The sequence below is a fragment of the uncultured Metabacillus sp. genome (assembly GCF_947503125.1).
Classification (GTDB): Bacteria; Bacillota; Bacilli; order Bacillales; family Bacillaceae; genus Metabacillus.
The window spans coordinates 268,651-289,093 of sequence record NZ_CANNCR010000001.1 but is presented as its reverse complement, the minus strand read 5'-3'; the positions used below and the strand labels follow the sequence as shown (position 1 = coordinate 289,093).

Here is a 20,443-nt window from a genome sequence, read left to right as displayed (position 1 = left end):
TCTTCGGTACCCTATTTCAAGGATTGGTATTAAAATCTATTTAATATTAATGAATCACGTTTGCTAAAATTTTTCTTAATTTAAATAATGCCTTTGAATGGATTTGCGAAATTCTTGATGTAGATAAGTTCATTACTTGACCTATTTCAGTTAACGTTAGTTCTTCTTTGTAAAAAAAGCTAATGACAAGCTGCTCCTTCTCACTCAACTCATTTATCACTTCAGCTAATTGGCAGATAAGTTCATCTTTTAAAATCATTTCTTCTGGACTTGGCTGCTGTTCATCCTTAATGGTAAATCCAATGCCCTCTCCATCATCCTGGTCAAATAGCTGATCATCAATTGAGAGTACATTAGCAAAAAATCCTTCATTCATAACAGTTATTACCTCGCTTTCAGAAAGACCCAGTTCAGAGGCAATTTCTTTTGAGGTAACATTACGAAGATGCTTTTGCTCCAATTTTTCAATGGCAGCTTCCACTCGCTTTGCTTTTTCCCTTGTGCTGCGCGGTAACCAATCTTCTTTTCTCAGTCCATCAATAATGGCTCCTCTTACTCTGAAGGAAGCATATGTATCAAATTTCAAATCACGATTTGGATCAAATTTTTCTAATGCATCATATAAACCAAATAAGCCTAAGCTCATTAAATCATCTTTATTCACGTTTTTTGGAAGTCCTACAGAAATTCTTTGTACATGATAAGAAACAAGGGGCATGTACCGTTTAATGAGGATATCTCCTGCATGTGAGTCACGTACACTTATCCATCTTTGCCATATTGCTTGTTCGTCTGTTATTGTTAATTGTGTCATTTAGATCCCCCTTAGCAAGAGTTTAAGGCCAAACTCTTCTAATCAAATCACTTTTGTACCTTGATTTACTGTTCGTATGGTAAGTTCACATGTTTTTGGATCAAATTCAATGGTTCTTCCACTATTACCACCAACATCCGAACTTATAAGGGTAATATGAAATAAGTTCAACACGTCGATGATGGCCTCTACATTTCTTGGCCCGATCCTCATCATGTCACTGACTGATTGAAAATGAAACATTTGAGCACCGCCCGCCATTTTGGCTTGCAGCGACCTGCTTTTCGCACCAGCTGCTACTAAACGATTAATTAGCTGCGGTATAGCAGTATCAGCATATTTCGCATGATTGAATATCCCTTTATTTGCAAGCGAAGAATCTGGCAGCATAATATGTGCCAATCCTGCAACATCATTTATTTTGTCAAATAAAACCAACCCTACACAAGATCCTAAACCAGATGTTCTGATACGATTAGGAGCCTTTACCACGTTTAGATCAGCAATACCAACTTTTATTATTTCAAAGGAATCAGTCTTCATCATTTACACCTAGTGCCTTAAAAAGCTTGTTAAACGAGCTTGGATCAGGCAAAAGAAAAAAATGACCCTTTACGGTATCAAACTTCTGCTGATCTTCTTCTTTTATAACTGTATCGATAATGATTGCATAATCACCAATATCGGATAATTCCAATAAGCCATGACTGATCACTGCACCAAACATATCGAATGATAAAGCAGGAACAGAAGGATAAAGATGTAAATCTGTGAGGTCAGCCAAGGATGAAAGGTAGGATCCGGTTAAAATATTCCCTAGTTCCTGAAATGCTGATAATCCTATTTCATTATAAAATGGCTCCTTTAATGTAAAAGTGGAATCCCCGATTAATTGACCAATAAAACGTTCAGCTTGTTAAATACTAAGAACAAAAAATAATGACCCCGGTATGTCTCCTTCAATTCGCAAATACACACTTGCAATCACAACCTCCGGACCGCCAAGCCATTCCGTTAATTCTTTGAAAGAGACTACCTTTACATGAGGAACCATCATGTCAATTTTTTTATTTAGCAACTTTGAAAGTGCAGTAGCCGAGTGACCGGCCCCGATATTACCAACCTCTTTTAATACATCTAGATGTTTATTAGAAAGAAGATTTACATATTCCATATTCTGCACCTACATAAGCATGTGGGGTTCTCGTTCCATCTCTAAAATCTCGTCTAAATCAATCATGACGATCAGACGTTTTTCAAGCTTAGCCACACCTTGAATATATTTTTCATGGACGGCACCCACTACTTCAGGTGCAGGTTCGATAAGGTCAGAATCAATATCAATTACATCGTTTGCAGCGTCAACTATAAATCCGACTTCCTTATCATCCTTTGAAACAATAATTATACGGGTGCTTTCATCAGTAGAAAGCTCTTCAAAACCAAAGCGATTACGTAAGTCAATTATTGGTGTCACTACACCTCTTAAGTTAATAACCCCTTTAATATAAGGAGCTGTTCTAGGAACTCTAGTAATTTGTTGAAACTTTTCAATTGATCGAACTTGTTGCACAGGAATACCATATTCCTCATCTTTTAACTGAAACACGATGATTTTTATGTTATCCGATATGAATTCACTCATATGATATACCCCTTCCCGAGCATTTCCTCTATTTTAGCCATCTTAACGGGCAGCAAAATTCCCTCTTCAAGATTCAAGAAAAGCTAAGAAATAAGTTGGGAATAACTGCCCGTAAAGATCCGACGAAGGACAGGATGTCCAAGTCAGGCGAAGCCACATGATGTGGCGGTTTAAGCGTAATAAGTCTCGAGAACCATCAGTGGGGATGAAGAAAACACCCACTGATGGAAGTCTCACTTAATTAAAGCATTACAATCAATAATTAGAGCAACTTGTCCATCTCCTAATATTGTTGCACCAGAGATTGCAAAAACGGAAGTTAAATAGTTTCCAAGTGATTTTAGAACGACTTCTTGTTGACCAATAAAGGAATCAACAACAAGTGCCGCCATTTTTTCCCCTTTTCGTACAATTATTATAGAAACATAGTCTTCATTCACTTTTTCTACCGGTACTTCAAAGATCTCTGTCAAAAATAATAAAGGTACAATTTTGCCACGGTAATCAATAACCATTTGATTATGGGCATGAAGGATATCTTCATTTTTTATAACCGCTGTTTCAATAATTGAGGAAAGCGGAATGGCGTATTTCTCCTTTTGTAATTCAACAAGCATTACTGAGATAATCGATAAAGTGAGTGGTAGTTGAATAGAGAATAACGAGCCTTTTCCTTGTTCTGCATCGATTGAGATTGAGCCTCCGAGTGATTCGATCGTACTTTTTACCACATCAAGTCCTACACCTCGACCGGATATATCAGAAATTTGTTCTGCAGTTGAAAAACCTGATGAGAATATAAGCTCATACACTTGTTTATCAGTTAAGGCTGCAGCTGATTGCTCTGTAACAACTCCTCGCTCAATCGCCTTTTGTAAAACTTGTTCACGATTAATACCACCACCATCATCCTCAATCTCGATGAATACATAATTTCCGCTATGGTATGCTCGTAAACTAACGTTTCCTTCCTCTGGTTTCCCATTTTCCAACCTAACTTGGGGCATTTCTATGCCATGATCAATCGCATTTCGTAATAAATGCACAAGCGGATCGCCAATTTCATCAATGACAGTTCGATCCAATTCTGTATCTGCACCGATAATTTTCAGGTTTATCTTTTTATTTAGATCCTTTGCAAGCTGACGAATCATCCGAGGGAAACGATTAAAAACTGTTTCGACCGGTACCATCCGCATATTCAAAATAATGGTTTGAAGATCTCCGGAAATCCTCGACATCCTTTCAACCGTTTCATCAAGTTCACTATTATTTAAATCCTTTGAAATCTGTTCTAATCTGCCACGGTCAATCACAAGCTCTTCAAAAAGATTCATTAAGATGTCTAAACGCTCAATATTAACGCGAATCGTTTTGCTACTTGTTGCAGCAACCTGTTTTTTCGCCTTTTGCAAATTGGTTTCCTTGTCCTGTTCATCTTTTTCTTCCCTTTTTCTCACATTCTCTCCGCTCTGGACTGTACCAGGAGTTGACTTTGTTTCTAGGGAGCTATTTGCATTGTCGGGGTCTATTATTTGTACAAACACCGCTTCAATTTCAGATACCTTCATAATTTTTTCTTTAATTACATCACTTGGTTCTTTTGAAATAATGGCCACAGTAAATTTGGAATCAAATTTTTCCTCTTCTAAAAGCTCTACAGCTGGAACGGCCTTGATCACTTCACCAATTTGTTCTAAAATTTCAAATACCATAAAAACTCTTGCACCCTTTAATAAACAATCCTCACGAAGAGAAACCGTCAATTCATAGGCGCTAAAGCCTTGTTCTTTTGACTGCTTAATAACTGTATATTCAAACTCATCATATTCATCGATTGCTTGTTTCTTATCTTCATTGCCGGTTTGATCAGGATTGGCCGGATTTTGACTAATTTCACCATGTTCGATTGCTTTTAGCATCTCAACAATAGCAGATACGTTCTTTTTACCATCACCACCTGCTGCAATAGAAAAAACCATTTCCTCAAGGGCATCTAAAGAGGCAAAAACGGGATCAAACAGGGAAGATGTCACAAAAAGCTTTTCGCTTCTAATTGCATCTAATACATTTTCCATTTGATGGGTTAAATTTGCTATATCTTCATACCCCATCGTTGCACTCATTCCTTTTAACGTATGAGCTGAACGAAAAATTTCATTGACAATAGATAGATCATTAGGATTTTTCTCTAAATCTAGTAATTTTTCATTACATGATTGTAAATGCTCTTTACTTTCTTCAATAAAAACTTCTAAGTATTGATTCATATCCATTCGGACAACACCTCTTATTTTCGAATAAACTCCATGATAGAAGCTGCGATATTATCTAAATGTTCTACTTTATCAACTAAGTTCGTTTTTTGCGCTGATTTAGGCATCCCAAAAACGATGGAAGATTGTTCTGATTCTGTAATGGCATTTACAGCACCTGATAATTTAAGCTTTTTTAGTCCTTCCGTCCCATCAGAGCCCATGCCAGTGAGAATAACGGCAATTTTCCGATAATCAGGTAGTTCACTTAATGCTTCAAATAACTCATCAACAGAAGGCCGATGACCGTTCCGTGGATCCGTTTTATCCAGAATCACCTTTAAAGAATTGCCGGATTTTTGGACCTTAAGATGAGAACCTCCTGGGGCGATATAAGCTACTCCTTTTTTTACCTCTTCACCATGCCTGGCTTCTTTTACTATAATCCTCGAAATCGAGTTAAGCCGGTTTGCAAGTGATTCCGTAAAACCAGACGGCATATGCTGGACAATAAAAATCGGCACATCAATGTCAGCTGGTAATTTTGGCAAAACTTGCTGCAAGGCTCTTGGTCCCCCTGTAGAGGTTCCTATACAAACAATTGATTTCAAGGAATTCGATTTCGGAATGTAAAGTTGTCGATTATTAAAATGCGAGTCTATTTTACTATATCTTTTTTCCTTGTTGATACTATTTTTTATATTTGGATTCCTTTGTAATTTCCCAATGTTAGCAGACTTAGCAAGCAGCACTTTTTTGATTAGCTCTTCCTTCACTTTATATAAATCTAATGAAATGGCTCCAGAAGGCTTTGCGATAAAATCAAATGCTCCATCTTGCAATGATAAAATCGCATTTTGGGCACCTTCTTTTGTGGTGCTGGACAACATAATAACAGGCTTCGGAAATTGTTTCATGATCTTCTTTAATGCCTCAAGTCCATTCATTATGGGCATTTCAACATCCATCGTAATAACATCAGGATTTAATAATTCAACTTTCTTTACTGCATCTTGACCATTTCTCGCAGTTCCTATCACTTCAATCTTTTCTTCTTCGGAAAGTAAATCAGGAATTAATTTTCTCATGAAGGCTGAATCATCTACGACAAGGACGCGAATTTTCCCCACTCCCTTTACCTCCCTCTCACGAAGAAACTTTTAAGCTTTGAAATAAAAGGTGCTTGTTCAGCTTCCGTAAAAATGAACGTTTGATTCTTTAAATATTCCTTTGACATTTTACTAATCACCTTACTAGCTTGTGAGCTTGGCTGATAGACAATAAAAGGTTTTTGAGCAATTACGGCTTTCAGGATTGCAGAATCATCTGGAATGATTCCTAATAATGAAGCCTCACGCTTAAGAAACTGTGACATTGTTTGTTGAAGTCTACTAAATGCAGCAGCCCCTGTACTGTGATTTAGAGCACGATTAACAACAATTGAAAAGGCAGTTGAATCATGATTGATACAAACATGTTTTATTGCTGCATATGCATCTGTCAGTGCGGTAGGTTCCGGGGTGGTTATCACAATTATTTCATCTACTGAAAGTAAAAAAAGTAAGCTGTCTTCAGAGATTCCAGCACCCATATCAAAAATAATAAAATCATATTCTTTCATTATTTGCTCTAATTCTCTTAAAAATCGCTGAAATTTCCTGTCATTCATTCGAAATATGGTCCCTAATCCGGTTCCCCCAGAAAGATAATCCAACCCAATTACCGATGTTGAGATGGTTTCTTTTAAAGAAAGATTCTTTTCAAAAAAATCAACGATTGTGAATGTTGAGCTTTCCCCCATAAGAATTTCGATATTCCCCATACCGATATCTAAATCACACAATAAAACTTTTTTATGTACATTTTGTAAAGCTAAGGAAAAATTCAAGGAAAAGTTAGACTTTCCGACTCCTCCTTTCCCGCTCATTACTGCTATTGATTTCGATTTTGTATGAAAAGCGTTCAGGCGCTCTCTTAATTTATCAGCTTGATCGTTTCCCATATTCCTTTACCTCAATATCTGTTCGACTATCCGTTCTCTTGTTGCTTCTTCGATATCATCGGGCACATTTTGACCATGTGTAGTATAGGCTATTCCCAAATTTGTTTTCATGATCACATCAAGCAAAGGGCCTCTTGTTGATGTTTCATCCAACTTTGTAAAGATAAGCTTATCTATTGGAATTACTGAGAATTGCTCATAAACAGCGAGCATATCTACTGGTTTTGCAGTAGCAGCTAAAACGAGAAATGTTTCAATTTCATGATTAAAATCTATGATTTTCTGGAGATCCTTAACATATTGGGACTCTAAAAAGTTTCGACCAGCAGTATCAATAAAAATAAAATCATACTGATCAAGCTTTTTTTTCGCAGCAATAAAATCATCTATGTTATAGCAAACCTCAATCGGTACTTTTAAAATATTTGCATAAGTCTTTAACTGATCTATTGCTGCAATACGGTATGTGTCTGTTGTGATAAAAGCTACACTTTTTTTCTTCTCCAATACACATTCTGCAGCTAATTTTGCTAAGGTTGTTGTTTTCCCAACACCCGTTGGACCGATTACATTTATATATTTCTTTTGAAAAGAGATGCCGCCAAACTCTATTCCCTCAAGTTCATTTTTGAAGAGTTCTGCTTCTTTTTCTCTAAGCTGTTCAAAAGTTACATCTCCATTTTCACTATGCCAATACTCTATTAGCTTTGATATCACCCTCCCTCGTAAAGAAGCGTGAACCTCTTGTTTTGTCATTTCTTTTAGTATCATTCTGAGCGGTTCAGGATAAAATTCACTTTTTTTATCAGTAGAAAAGGACTGAATTAACCCCTTTAACTGTTGGATTTCATCCAATAACTGCTGATTTTGTTCTTTCACAAGCGGTTCATTATCAGTCGCAGCCTCCCTCTTTGGCGTTTCAAAAGCAGCAGCGTTACGAACATGCTTCGTCTTTCCTACAAGTTGTTGTGATATTTCAGGGTCAATAGCCGCTATAACTTCAATGTTTTTTTTTGAAAAAAGCCCTAAAAACCCGCCTGATTGCGTTACTTTTGAATTTAAAATAACAGCGTCATTGCCCATTTCAGAACGAATCTGATTCATTGCTTCCTGCATTGATGAAGCAACATATTTCTTTACCTTCATTCAATATTCACCACCCCAACACTTTGAACTTCTACATTTGATTCCAATTCGTTATAAGATAAAATTGGCACTTGTGAAAAATAGCGGTCTGTAAGCTGTCTTACATACATCCTTACTGCAGGGGAACATAGGACAATAGGTGTTTGCTGCTGCAGTGAAAGTTTTTCAACCTCTTTGGCGATTCCTTCAATAATCGCTTGCGAGACATCAGGGCTTAATGATAAGTAATTGCCATGTTCTGTTTGTTGTACACCATCAGCAATCATTTTCTCAATTCTTCCTGATAATGTGACAACCTTTAGCATTTGATCTTGATCAACATATTGAGCTGTTATTTGTTTAGCTAATGCTTGTCTTACATATTCACCAAGCAACTCTGAATCAGAAGTCATTTTGCCAAAATCAGCCAATGTTTCAAAAATAATTGGGAGATTTCGAATCGAGACCTTTTCTTTCAAAAGCTTAGCAAGCACCTTTTGAATGTCGCCAATCCCAAGTGGTGTTGGTGTGACCTCCTCTACTAAAATAGGATAATTCTCCTTAAGATGATCCACTAATTGTTTTGTCTCCTGTCTGCCCAAAAGCTCATAAGCATGTTGTTTTATCACTTCTGTTATATGTGTTGAGACAACAGAAGGCGGGTCAACAACTGTAAATCCATACATTTCTGCTGAATCCCTTACTTCTTCTGCAATCCATTTTGCAGGCAGTCCGAATGATGGCTCGATCGTATCGATCCCTTCAATGGTTCCATCCTCAATTCCAGGTGCCATTGCTAAATAATGATCGAGAAGAATTTCTCCTCTTGCCGCTTCGTTGCCTTTGATTTTTAATCGGTATTCATTAGGCTGCAGCCGAATGTTATCACGGATACGGACAACTGGTATAACAATTCCTAATTCGATGGCTAATTGCCGTCTTATCATTACGATCCGATCTAGCAGATCCCCCCCTTGATTCGCGTCTGCAAGAGGGATTAATCCATAACCGAACTCAAATTCAATCGGATCGATTGTTAATAAATTGACAACACTTTCCGGGCTCTTCATTTCATCCAACTCATGTTCCTGTTCCAGCACTTCTTCATCTGGCACCTGTTCTATCTTCGATTTTGAAATCATATATCCTCCAAATGCGAGAAGACCTGCTATAGGCAATGTAAGAAATATCCCAATCGGTGTAAAAAGGCCCAATAATAAAATGGTACCTGCAGCAACATAAAGCATTTTTGGAAATGCAAATAATTGTGCTGTTATATCCGTTCCTAAATTCCCTTCAGATGCTGCTCGTGTCACAACAATTCCCGTTGCTGTAGAAATTAAGAGAGCAGGAATTTGGCTCACAATCCCATCGCCAACTGTCAGCATCGTATAATGGGCTGCTGCTTCACTAATTCCCATGCCATTTTGCATCATGCCAATAATAATGCCAAACAGCATATTAATTAACACCATAATAATTCCAGCAATAGCATCACCTTTTACAAACTTACTGGCACCATCCATTGCTCCATAAAAATCTGCTTCTTTTGCAACTTTTTCTCTTCGCTCTCTTGCTTGTTGCTCAGTTATCATTCCAGCATTTAAATCTGCATCGATACTCATTTGCTTTCCGGGCATAGCATCTAATGTAAACCGGGCAGCCACTTCAGAGACACGCTCTGAGCCTTTTGTAATAACAATAAACTGAATAATAATCAGAATGATAAACACGACAAAACCAACTAGTACATTTCCTCCAGTTACAAAGGTTCCAAATGTTTCAACAACCTTTCCTGCATCACCTTCCGATAATATTGCTCTAGTTGTTGAAACATTCAACCCTAGACGGAACAGTGTCAAGAGTAAAATCAGCGATGGAAAAATCGAAAATTGCAACGGTTCATTCATATTCATTGATGTAAGGATCACTAACAATGCAAGAGAAATATTAATGATAATTAAGAAGCTTAATAACCACCCCGGAAACGGAATGATCAGCATGGCAACGATTAAAATAACACTAAGTAATACAGATAAGTCCCTTGCAGACATGTATCTTCTCTCCTTAAATCAATCAATCTTTCATCTATCTTTTATGCATCGAATGTCTATCTATCATTTAATAATACTAATTTCTTTCGATTGCTTTTGCTTGATAGACATAGGCAATTATTTCTGCAACTGCCTGGAAAAACTCCTCAGGTATCGCTTGTCCAATTTCAACTTGTTCATATAAAGCTCTAGCAAGAGGTCTATTTTCAACGAGCATAATATCATTGGACTGAGCAATTTCTTTTATTTTTTGGGCAATAAGATCAACCCCCATCGCTACAACGAAAGGAGCATCCATTTTTGATTCATCATATTTTAATGCAATGGCATAGTGTGTTGGGTTGGTAATGACAACATCTGCAGTTGGGACATCCTGCATCATCCTTCTCATTGCCATTTCACGCTGCCTTTGCTTAATTTTCGATTTTATTAATGGGTCACCTTCAGATTTTTTATATTCATCCTTAATGTCCTGCTTTGACATTCGGAGATTTTTTTCATGATCATAACGTTGATAGAGATAATCTAAAAATGATAAAAACAATAGTGCTGCTGATGCAAACAATCCCATTTTGACGGTTAATGTTGAGATAAACAGAAAAGATTGTTCAATTGCCAATTGCGATAAGCGCAGAATATTATCCATATCAAACCAAATAACTGCAAAGGTGACAAAACCTACAAAAGAAATTTTTAATAATGACTTACATAGTTCAACAATTGCACGAATTGAATAGATCCTTTTAAAACCTTCGATAGGATCCAATTTATTTAACTTCATTTGAAGCACTTCGGTTGAAAACAAAAATCCAACTTGAAGATAATTTCCAAGAATACCAGCTACTAATGCAATAGCCATAATTGGAGCAAGAATTATGACAGCTTGATAGGACATCGTTAATAAAAAATCATGTACATTTTGATCCGTAAGTTCTAAAAGTAGATAGTCCTGGAAGGTCCCCTTCATCATGAGTAAAATGCGATCTCTCATAAAAGCACCGATGAATAAAAACGATAAAAATACAGCTAATAGGGATAGAGCGGTATTAAAATCCGCACTTTTGGCAACTTGCCCTTTTTTACGTGCATCCTGTTTTTTGCGCGGCGTAGCTTTTTCTGTTTTTTCTCCTGCAAAAAACTGCAAATTTAGTTTAAGACGTTTCATTGCCTACTCCTCCAAGCATTTCCATAAGACCGCGCATTGTTAATGCCATCGTCTCAAATAGCTGCTGCATGAATACAAATAATGCACCCATAACCAAAATAAGCATGATAAAGCTTACTCCAATCTTCAAAGGAAGACCTACAACAAAAATATTTAACTGGGGAACGGTTCTGGCCACGATACCCAATGCAAGATCGACTAAAAATAATGAACCGACTACTGGTATTGACATTTGGAAAGCAATCATAAACATCGAATGAAACGCTCGAGCAACGAATTCGATCACATTTTCCTGTCCCAAAGGCAATGATAATTGATCGATCGGAACGAATTGATAGCTATAAAAAACTCCGTCTAATAAAAGATGATGTGCGTTAATGCTGATCATCAATAAAAGAGCAAGCGTATATAAAAATTGACCAATTAATGGACTTTGTACACCAGTTTGCGGATCGATGACGTTTGCAATGATAAACCCCATTTGAAAATCTATAAAGCTACCGGCGATTTGGACTGCTGATAGGAGAAAGTAAGCAGTAAAACCTATCATTAAGCCGAGGAGTGCTTCCTTTATAATAAGCATAAAATACTGACCATCTATATCAATCGTTGGAAAATCCATAGCAAAAAACATGATCCATGCTAAAAAGAAAGAAAATCCAATCTTATGCACCGTAGGGATGTTTCGATAAGAAAATAATGGCAAGGTTATAAAAAAAGCAGTTATTCTCATAAAAACTAATAGAAATCCAGGATAGTTTTCAATTATTGTGATCATCCTTTACCCCACAAACCTATTTAAATTCCCAAAAATATCTTGCGCATAAGAGACCAATGTTGAGAGCATCCATGGTCCGAAAAAAATAAGTCCAACTAACACAGCAACGATTTTCGGAATAAACACAAGTGTTTGCTCCTGAATTTGAGTAGTTGCCTGAAAAATACTTACGACTAGTCCAATCACAAGCGCTAATAATAGTAACGGTCCACTAATAATTAACGTAATATATACTGCTTTTTCTGCTAATGAAATGACAAACTCTGAACTCATTCATTCTCACCCATTCTAAAAGCTTTGCAACAAGGATTTAATAATTAAATACCAACCATCAACTAACACGAATAACAGAATTTTGAAAGGCAGAGAAATCATAACCGGCGGCAGCATCATCATCCCCATCGACATGAGGACACTTGCCACGACCATATCAATGACTAGAAACGGAATAAAAATCATAAATCCAATTTGAAACGCCGTTTTAATTTCACTAATGGCAAATGCCGGAACTAGAGCTGTCAATGGTATATCTTCGATTGATTCTGGTTTTTCAACACCTGCATAATTTAAAAAAAGGGCTAGATCCTTCTGTCTCGTATGTTTGCTCATAAATTCCTTAAATGGAACCGTAGCGCGCTCATATGCTTCTTCCAATTGAATCTCTTCATTAAATAATGGTGTCAATGCTTGTTCATTCACCTCTGAAAAGGTAGGTGCCATAATAAAAAAAGTCAAAAATAAGGCAATGCCGATCAAGATTTGATTTGGAGGCATTTGCTGTGTAGCAAGTGAAGTTCTTACAAAAGAAAGAACAATAATAATCCGTGTAAAACAGGTCATCAGAATTAAAATACTCGGGGAAATCGACAAGACCGTTAATAACAATAATAGCTTTACAGACGTACTAACACTTTCCGCATCACTATTATTAAAAAACTCCATAAATTCATTCATGCTTGTTTATTCCCTTTCTTTTAACATCCTCAAGCTGTTTTGTCCGTTCTTTTTTCACTTTTTCCAGTTGGTCTTTAAACGATGACGAAAAAGCTGCTTTTTGATTGGTTGTCTTATTCAGTTTTCTATTCTGTTTTAGAATCAGCTTTTGAATAAAATCCTTTGGTTCGACCATTTGCTGCTTCTTACGTTCAAATTCTTCTACTAATTCGATCCTCTCTTCTTCATCATCAATTTCTTTGAGTAATGATATGGATTCACCGACACCAACCACTAATAAACGCTTTCCAACCTTTATCATCTGAATGGATTTATTTTGTCCTAAACTAGTTCCTCCAAGGTTCACAATTATTTGACCTTGTTGAAAAAAATTGTTTCGCTTTGTAACAAACTTTAATAAAAAATAAATTAATAAAAGAACAAAAGCTAAAGCCATAAGCATTTTTATAAAATCAAATGCTGAAACGGAAACGGCATTGTCTTGAGCAGCAGGCTCCTTACTTTGAATTTGATCAATTGGAGCAGCTTCCGCATCCTTTGACTGCTCTTGTTCTATCGTTTCATATACACTCTCATTTCCGGTTTCCTCCGCAAGGACAATTGCCGCTTGCGGAGAAAACAGAATTAGAGCGACAACAAACAACAAAAGATAATGTTTATGAAGCAATTTTACTCCACCTTTAGCCCAATGTTTTTCCGATCGCTTCTAATACTCTGTCTGCTTGAAATGGCTTTACAATAAAGTCTTTTGCTCCTGCTTGAATAGCATCAATAACCATTGCTTGCTGACCCATTGCAGAACACATGATCACCTTTGCATTTGGGTTGATTTGTTTAATCTCCTTTAATGCAGCAATACCATCCATTTCAGGCATGGTAATATCCATCGTTACGAGATCTGGCTGGTGTTCTTTATATTTTTCAACAGCTTGAACACCATCAGCTGCTTCAGCAACGATTTCATAACCATTTTTCGTTAATATGTCTTTAATCATCATTCTCATAAATGCTGCATCGTCAACAATCATAATTTTATGTGCCATAAATTCCACTCCTAATCTATTTAACTTTATTTAAGTTTATTTAAGCGTTCCGTCTGGCTAATAATATCTGTTACACGCACGCCAAAATTTTCGTCAATAACGACGACTTCCCCTTTAGCAACAATTTTACTATTCACCAAAATATCAACTGGTTCTCCTGCGAGCTTATCAAGCTCAATGATCGAACCGGACGATAGTTCTAAAATCTCTTTAACAGAACGCTTCGTTCTTCCTAATTCCACTGTTACCTGCAATGGAATATCAAGAAGCATGTCAAGATTCTTTGTATCCTGACGTTGCAATTGTACTGGCTCAAACGAAGTAAAATCAGCAGGTTTTACATTAACTGTTTGCTGCGGAGGATGCCCTGTATACATTTGTTGTTGTGTCCGTTCTATATTTTGCTGGCTTGGTTGTTGCTGTAATTGGTGTGAATACATTTTTTGCTCAAGTTGATTTATTCCGATTCCCTGATTGCTATTACCATGAAGCTTAATGTTTTCTATCAAAGATGACGGCTGCTCAATCACAGCTTCAGCCGTAGCAGCCTCTTGCTTTGGACTGATTAACTCCTCAATTAAGTTTTTCGCAAAATATAAAGGTAATAATTGCATTATATTTGAATCAATAAGGGTTCCGATCTTTAAGTGAAAGGAAACCTGAACTAATAATTCATCATTGACAACCTCGGGTGTATCATCGCTTTGGTTAACATCAAGCAGTTCAACGCTCGGTGGTGAAATATCAACTTTCTTATTAAATATGGTTGACATCGATGTTGCAGCAGAACCCATCATTTGGTTCATCGCTTCCTGAACGGCACTAATTTGGATTTCACCAAGCATCGCATCAGGATTCATTCCATCGCCACCTATCATTAAATCGGCAATGATAGCTGCATCGTTTTGCTTGATGACAAATAAGTTACTGCCAGAAAACCCTTCGGTATAATTCACTTCAATGGCAACATATGGGTGCAGAAACTGTTCACCTAATTTACTTTTACGGACAATAGAGACACTTGGTGTTGTAATTTCAACCTTTTGTTGTAATAAATTAGATAATGCTGTTGCAGAACTTCCGAATGATATATTTCCGATCTCCCCAATAGCGTCCTCTTCCATCGCATTAAAATAATCCTCTGTTTTCAAGATTTCTTCCCCGTTCACTTCTACAGTTGTATCAATGCTTGTTCCATTTAACAAAGCATCAATTTCATCCTGAGATAACATATTATGACTCACCTTCTTCGTCACCCCTTGTTACGTGATCAATAATTTGAACCGCTAATTTCTTGTTCAATTTTCCTGGTTGTCCAATAAACTTTGGCTTTTCTCCTACGTTAACTACTAATGGCTGGTCGATGGAGCAGTCCAATTGGATAACGTCCCCTATTTGAAGGTGCAGAAAATCTTGAATTGACAATTCCGAAGAGCCAAGCTCCGCTGACACTGTTAATTCAGTTAATTGAATTTGTTTCTTTAAAGCTTCAATCTCAATTGGTTTAGGCTCTTTACGATCAGATTGCATCCAATAGTGAGCGGAAAGTCTTGGAATGATTGGCTCTAAAACAACATGCGGTATACAAAGATTTATCATCCCACTTACTTCTCCAACTTGTATATTTAGTGAAATCACAACAACGGTTTCATTTGGAGAAACCATCTGTAAAAATTGTGGATTTACTTCAAATTCAGCCATTACCGGTTCAATATCAATGATCGAGTCCCAAGCTTCCTGATAGTTATCCAGAGACTTTTCAAATATGTTTGAAATGATTTTCGTTTCAATTTCTGTTAAATTATCAATCTTGTTTATGCTTGATCCAAGTCCTCCCATTACTCGATCCATCATGGCGTATGCGATATTCGGGTTTACTTCCATGAGGACTCTTCCCTCAAGCGGCTGAACTTCAAAAACATTTAGTACAGTCATTTTCGGGATCGAGCGAATAAATTCCTCATATGGCAATTGATCTACTGATCCAACAGAAATTTGAATATACGTACGAAGCTGTGCTGAAAAATAAGTGGTTAGTAACCGTGCAAAATTATCATGTATTCTTGTTAAGCTGCGGATTTGATCCTTAGAAAAGCGTAAAGCCCTCTTAAAATCATAAACTTTTACCTTTTTATTGGCCTCTTCCTTCTTTAATTCATCTGCATCCATCTCACCGGCCGAAATGGCAGAGAGCAAGGCATCAATTTCACTTTGTGATAAAATATCACCTGCCAAAGATTTCACCTCCTAATAAATTCTTTTTATCTTATTGAAGGATATAGGAAGTGGTATAAACCTTATTGATCTTGCCTTCTTGCATTAAACCATTTGTTTTTTGCTTAAGTGCTGCTTTCAGCTTGTCCATCCCTTCTTTTCCTTCGAGCTGTTCAGCGGTCATATTGGCTAATTCTGAAATGATAATATCGCGAATTTGAAATTCTCGTTGTTCCAATTCCTCTTTTGCTTTTTTAGAATCGGTTTCGATTTTGAATGATAGGCGTACGATGTTTCCACTAGCTAAATTTGTCGTGATTTCCGGGATATCCACACTTGCCTCAACTACCTCTTCTATTGATGGTTCATTATGCTCCTTATCACCTTGAAATTTCATGACAACAACTAACGCTGTCACACCTATTAAAGTAATCGAAATGATAATGACAAGCATAATGCTTAAAAGCTTTTTATTCATCCTCCAAGACCTCCGAGCCCTTTCTTAACGACAGAACATTAATATCTCTATAAAAAGAGGCAATTCTCATGCAAACCTCTTGTTCTGGCTCTTTTACAACGTATTTATGTCCATTAGTTAACGTGATGGTTGTATCAGGAAATGATTCAATGACTTCAATATATAATGCATTTAGTGAAAATGGTTTTCCATTTAGTCTAGTTAACTGAATCATAGATGCATGGGCTAATAATTATGAAACGGATTTATTATCAGCCCGCTTCCCCTTTCTTAACGTTTTAGCCCCATTAATTCCTGCAGGATTTCATCTGACGTTGTAATAATCTTTGTATTTGATTGGAATCCGCGCTGGGCAACAATCATTTCAGTGAATTCTTCAGCAAGATCTACGTTTGACATTTCTAAGGCGCCGGAGATAATTGTTGAAGTTCCATCTTCACCGGCAATTGATAGATCATTTAAGGCGATACCATTGTTATCTTGATCTACTGTTCCGGAGTTTGCTGATTCTCGATATAAATTCCCGCCTACTTTTTCCAAACCGCCTTCATTTGCGAAGTTCACGACTCTAATTCGGCCACCAACGTTTAATTCACCATTTTCATTAACGAAATTCACAGTACCATCTGGTCCAATACTAAAGCTTTGAGCTGTTAATGGGATCTGGATGAGACCAGGAATTTCAGTTGGAGTAGTTCCAAAGTTATTCGCGTCCACTTTACCTGATTCTCCGATAACATACATACCATCTGCGGTAACGAGATATCCTTTATCATCTAAATAGAAATTACCAGACCTCGTATAATTTAAATTAATAGCATCTTCAATAGGACCAGTAATTCGATTAGTCCCTGAATTATTACCCTCATCAATGTCTACTGCATCAGGATCATTAAGTGTCCCAACAATAAAAAACCCTTCACCATTTAATGCAAGGTCCAATGATCTAGATGTTATTTGCGTCGATCCAGTTGTGTGAATTGTATCGATTGAGCTAATTTGTGATCCTAAACCAACTTCCTTTGCATTTGTTCCGGATTTATTATCTGTTGCACCAGCTGCACCAGATATTTGCTGACTAAATAAATCAGAAAAAGTTGTACGCGATTTTTTAAACCCATACGTATTGACGTTAGCAATGTTGTTACCAATAACATCTAATTTTGTTTGAAAGTTTTTCATTCCGCTGATTCCTGAGTATAATGAACGTAACATGTCAGATCTCTCCCTTTAGTAATCATATTTTTCAGTAAGTATCGTTGAATTACTCGGCGTTGCTTATTTTTTTTATAAAATCACTTGATATTTCTTTCCCATCCTCCAGCACTAGCATAATCCCTGTTTCAGATTGTTTAATTGCTTTAACAATGCCGCCTCCAGTTTGTACTTCAGCATTCATCCATTCGACATGCTTTCCAATCATTTCAGAATATTTTAAGATAGATTCTCCTTGAGTTTGGGTAGTTAAAAATCTCTCCAACATATTTGCCATATTTGTTGTTTGCTCTAATGATGAAAATTGAGCCATTTGCGCGATGAATTCTTTATCCTCCATCGGGTTAAGAGGATCCTGATGTTGCAGCTGTGCCATCAGGATTTTTAAAAATTCATCTTTTCCAAGACTGGAGTTGCCTGTAGTGGTTGTACTTGGTTTACTTGTTAACAGTAAACTCGGATCAATTGAAGTCAATTTATATCCTCCCTACACAGTTGCATTTAAAACTTCTTTTAATGATTCAATAAAGCTCTTCTCATGCTCTTTGTCTTCCTCATCACGTTTTTGCTCAGCATATTCCTTCTCTTGTTTTTGTTCAGAATTATGTTCTTTAGATGGTCTAACATTTTGCTCTGTGAATAGCTCAAACCTTTCAATCTCAATTTGCACTGTCGGAAGTGCCTGCTTTAGCTGATTCAAGGTATGGTCTAGAAGGTCTCTTGCTGATTCGGTTGATGTAATAATTCGTGCTATCATCTCACCGTTTCTTTGAACTAATCTGACTGTCAATGATCCAAGATGCTCCGGATTCAATTTGATCAATAAACGATTTGCACCATTTGGCAGTTGAGCAAATTTACTCGTTTTAAACGCATTAACCAATTGTTTTGTAAACTCCTGGCGTGTTGACCTATCTGTTTCCTTTCCGCTTGGAGAGATGTCTAATTTATCAAGCACCATATCTAGTTGGATCGTAAATGTTTCTGCTTTGAGTTGGCCTGTTTGCTCAGCTTCATTCGCTTGAATTGGCAGCTTTAATGCTGGCAGCAGCTGATCTGCTCGGCCATTTATTGTTTTGCCGATGAAAGGTTCATATTCTTTAACTGCAGAACTTTCATTCTTAACGATTGATTGCTCATGGTCTTTTGTTAGCTTTGTTTTTAAGCTTTCATTAAAAATATGAATATCCTTAGGAATAAAGCCTTTTTGTTCTAACTGCTGATATTCGAACTGGAGAACCTTTATGGCACTTTCTACTTTCTTTACTAAATCATTTAAGTCTCCTTGTGTTGAGGGGATATCCATTTCTTTCATTAACATCTCTACTCGTTTCATGAATGGGTCCATTTTTTGTGTCAACTCATTCGCGTTAAATTCATAGTGAGGTTCCGTTATATTCATAAAGTATGGACTTCTATTCATATCTTTCATGTTTAATAGTGAGAGGATGGATTGTGTTTTTCCTGGAAACCTAATAAATAAATCAGATTGAATGTTTTTTATACTAGCATTGTTATCAATGCCCTGATCATGATTATTACCGATGTATTGATTTATTAAATTGACAACTTCAATTATAAAATTAGAGCTATTTTTGGACACTTCAGGAAGTTGATTAAGTTCTGATTGTAATAAATAGATGGTTTCTTCAATTTTTTTTAATGCTTCTGATTGTTCAGTTTGCTCCTTATTAATTGAATATAGGAATCTCTCTTTTTTTTCGAATTGTATTGGCTTATTAAACAGCGGATCCTGTCGATCATTAGATATGGAATTTCCCAAAAAAATTTCTCCGACAACGGACATACTTTGAGTTTTATTAACGAAACTATCTAATTGGCTGTAAAGAGTGTTTTCTGTAAATAGACTGTTAACCGTATTATGAAATATTGTTTTAATTAATGATAAATCTGCGTTACCTATAATATGTTGAAGACTATTTTTACTCTCTAGATTAGTTGTTGATGACAAAATTTCATGTAATATCTCTTTTTTCATTTCGGCATCTACTATTGGCATTCTTTTCATTTCAGCCAATTTATTATTTATTACAATTAATTTTTCACTTTTATGTAATCTGCCCGTTTCATCACTAGTTACCCAGTTTTTTAGCACTATTTGCCCTTCTATTAAAACTTTATCTTGCAAATCCATCTGTTCGATTGCCTGATTCAGGTTTGAAGATGAAAGAGGCTGTGTATTGATATAACTAGGGTACTCCCTTTCTAACATATTGTTTAGCATCGATTTGTATAGGGTGAAATCTACATTTGCTTCTGTTGCTTCTATTGTTTCAAATGCTTTAACGATCGTTAATACTCCAACAGCCTTTGGAGATATTTTTACTTGATTAAACCATTCATCAAATGAGGCAGCTTCACTAAAATGCCTGCTTGTTTCATTTTCAATAAGTGAAATAAGCGTATTAAAAGAAAGCGATGGTTTTTCTTGCTGGCACTTAGATAAGATAGCTTGTTCTATTTCAGGCAGTCCAGATAAAAGCTGATTTAGTTCATCTATTATCACATCAAAAGACAGGCCATTGATGAATGAATCTTGATTCTTTATGTGAGATTTAGGATTTTCGTTTATGGTTTCAGCTAAACATTGATGAAATGATAATCCGCTAGATTTAGAACTATTTTTAGTTTCATCAGAAGCTAGATTAAACATTTGTAATATCGGCATGATCTTCACTTA

The 20,443-nt window shown here is 36.4% G+C and carries 21 protein-coding genes and 1 pseudogene; all 22 read right to left on the bottom strand.

All coding sequences use genetic code 11. The features are described from left to right. Positions 1–46: 46 nt before the first annotated feature. The 22 genes and pseudogenes from Q1B07_RS01415 to Q1B07_RS01310 all read right to left on the bottom strand — a co-directional run bounded on the left by Q1B07_RS01415 (position 47) and on the right by Q1B07_RS01310 (position 20,431). Complete coding sequence (locus Q1B07_RS01415; RefSeq protein ID WP_299090125.1) at positions 47–814, bottom strand: FliA/WhiG family RNA polymerase sigma factor; 768 nt, start codon at positions 812–814, stop codon at positions 47–49. Positions 815–856: 42 nt separating this feature from the next. After that, on the bottom strand, positions 857–1,360 hold the full coding sequence (locus Q1B07_RS01410; RefSeq protein ID WP_299831085.1) for a chemotaxis protein CheD: 504 nt from the start codon (positions 1,358–1,360) through the stop codon (positions 857–859). Then, positions 1,347–1,988, bottom strand: a pseudogene (locus Q1B07_RS01405) (chemotaxis protein CheC). Before Q1B07_RS01405 ends, Q1B07_RS01410 begins: the two are co-directional and overlap by 14 nt. Before the next feature lie 9 nt (positions 1,989–1,997). Further along, a complete protein-coding gene (locus Q1B07_RS01400) occupies positions 1,998–2,459 on the bottom strand; it encodes a chemotaxis protein CheW (protein WP_299090120.1) in 462 nt (153 codons plus the stop codon). Between the two features lie 233 nt (positions 2,460–2,692). Continuing rightward, the gene (locus Q1B07_RS01395; RefSeq protein ID WP_299090118.1) at positions 2,693–4,735 is read right to left on the bottom strand and encodes a chemotaxis protein CheA; all 2,043 of its coding nucleotides are present in this window, start codon (positions 4,733–4,735) and stop codon (positions 2,693–2,695) included. Between the two features lie 14 nt (positions 4,736–4,749). Next, positions 4,750–5,844 (bottom strand): chemotaxis response regulator protein-glutamate methylesterase, encoded by a 1,095-nt coding sequence (locus Q1B07_RS01390; RefSeq protein WP_299090115.1) that lies wholly within the window; start codon positions 5,842–5,844, stop codon positions 4,750–4,752. 5 nt (positions 5,845–5,849) lie between these two features. After that, positions 5,850–6,716, bottom strand: coding sequence for a MinD/ParA family protein (locus tag Q1B07_RS01385; RefSeq protein ID WP_299090113.1), 867 nt, complete (start codon positions 6,714–6,716; stop codon positions 5,850–5,852). Positions 6,717–6,722: 6 nt separating this feature from the next. Then, entirely contained in the window at positions 6,723–7,862 is a 1,140-nt protein-coding gene (gene flhF / locus Q1B07_RS01380) for a flagellar biosynthesis protein FlhF (RefSeq protein ID WP_299090112.1), read from the bottom strand. Beyond that, on the bottom strand, positions 7,859–9,895 hold the full coding sequence (flhA, locus tag Q1B07_RS01375; protein ID WP_299090110.1) for a flagellar biosynthesis protein FlhA: 2,037 nt from the start codon (positions 9,893–9,895) through the stop codon (positions 7,859–7,861). The genes flhF and flhA overlap by 4 nt, the downstream gene beginning before the upstream one ends. Positions 9,896–9,971: 76 nt before the next feature. Continuing rightward, positions 9,972–11,060 (bottom strand): flagellar biosynthesis protein FlhB, encoded by a 1,089-nt coding sequence (flhB, locus tag Q1B07_RS01370; RefSeq protein WP_299090108.1) that lies wholly within the window; start codon positions 11,058–11,060, stop codon positions 9,972–9,974. After that, positions 11,047–11,838, bottom strand: a complete 792-nt coding sequence (gene fliR / locus Q1B07_RS01365; RefSeq protein ID WP_299090106.1) for a flagellar biosynthetic protein FliR — start codon at positions 11,836–11,838, stop codon at positions 11,047–11,049. The genes flhB and fliR overlap by 14 nt, the downstream gene beginning before the upstream one ends. A 3-nt stretch (positions 11,839–11,841) precedes the next feature. After that, positions 11,842–12,111, bottom strand: coding sequence for a flagellar biosynthesis protein FliQ (gene fliQ, locus Q1B07_RS01360; RefSeq protein WP_299090105.1), 270 nt, complete (start codon positions 12,109–12,111; stop codon positions 11,842–11,844). A gap of 15 nt (positions 12,112–12,126) precedes the next feature. Beyond that, entirely contained in the window at positions 12,127–12,792 is a 666-nt protein-coding gene (gene fliP, locus Q1B07_RS01355; RefSeq protein WP_299090103.1) for a flagellar type III secretion system pore protein FliP, read from the bottom strand. Beyond that, positions 12,785–13,459, bottom strand: a complete 675-nt coding sequence (locus Q1B07_RS01350; protein WP_299090102.1) for a flagellar biosynthetic protein FliO — start codon at positions 13,457–13,459, stop codon at positions 12,785–12,787. Before Q1B07_RS01350 ends, fliP begins: the two co-directional genes overlap by 8 nt. A gap of 13 nt (positions 13,460–13,472) precedes the next feature. Further along, positions 13,473–13,835: a response regulator gene (locus tag Q1B07_RS01345; RefSeq protein ID WP_299090100.1), complete on the bottom strand. Its 363-nt coding sequence runs from the start codon at positions 13,833–13,835 to the stop codon at positions 13,473–13,475. A gap of 26 nt (positions 13,836–13,861) precedes the next feature. After that, positions 13,862–15,079, bottom strand: coding sequence for a flagellar motor switch phosphatase FliY (gene fliY / locus Q1B07_RS01340; protein ID WP_299090097.1), 1,218 nt, complete (start codon positions 15,077–15,079; stop codon positions 13,862–13,864). Next, positions 15,069–16,070: a flagellar motor switch protein FliM gene (gene fliM, locus Q1B07_RS01335; RefSeq protein ID WP_299090095.1), complete on the bottom strand. Its 1,002-nt coding sequence runs from the start codon at positions 16,068–16,070 to the stop codon at positions 15,069–15,071. Before fliM ends, fliY begins: the two co-directional genes overlap by 11 nt. Positions 16,071–16,101: 31 nt before the next feature. After that, the gene (fliL, locus tag Q1B07_RS01330) at positions 16,102–16,527 is read right to left on the bottom strand and encodes a flagellar basal body-associated protein FliL (protein WP_299090092.1); all 426 of its coding nucleotides are present in this window, start codon (positions 16,525–16,527) and stop codon (positions 16,102–16,104) included. Next, positions 16,520–16,741, bottom strand: a complete 222-nt coding sequence (locus Q1B07_RS01325; RefSeq protein WP_299090090.1) for a flagellar FlbD family protein — start codon at positions 16,739–16,741, stop codon at positions 16,520–16,522. Before Q1B07_RS01325 ends, fliL begins: the two co-directional genes overlap by 8 nt. Before the next feature lie 56 nt (positions 16,742–16,797). Continuing rightward, the gene (gene flgG / locus Q1B07_RS01320; protein WP_299090088.1) at positions 16,798–17,742 is read right to left on the bottom strand and encodes a flagellar basal body rod protein FlgG; all 945 of its coding nucleotides are present in this window, start codon (positions 17,740–17,742) and stop codon (positions 16,798–16,800) included. 49 nt (positions 17,743–17,791) lie between these two features. Further along, positions 17,792–18,217, bottom strand: a complete 426-nt coding sequence (gene flgD, locus Q1B07_RS01315; RefSeq protein ID WP_299090085.1) for a flagellar hook assembly protein FlgD — start codon at positions 18,215–18,217, stop codon at positions 17,792–17,794. Between the two features lie 12 nt (positions 18,218–18,229). Next, positions 18,230–20,431, bottom strand: coding sequence for a flagellar hook-length control protein FliK (locus Q1B07_RS01310; protein WP_299090214.1), 2,202 nt, complete (start codon positions 20,429–20,431; stop codon positions 18,230–18,232). Between the last annotated feature and the right edge of the window lie 12 nt (positions 20,432–20,443).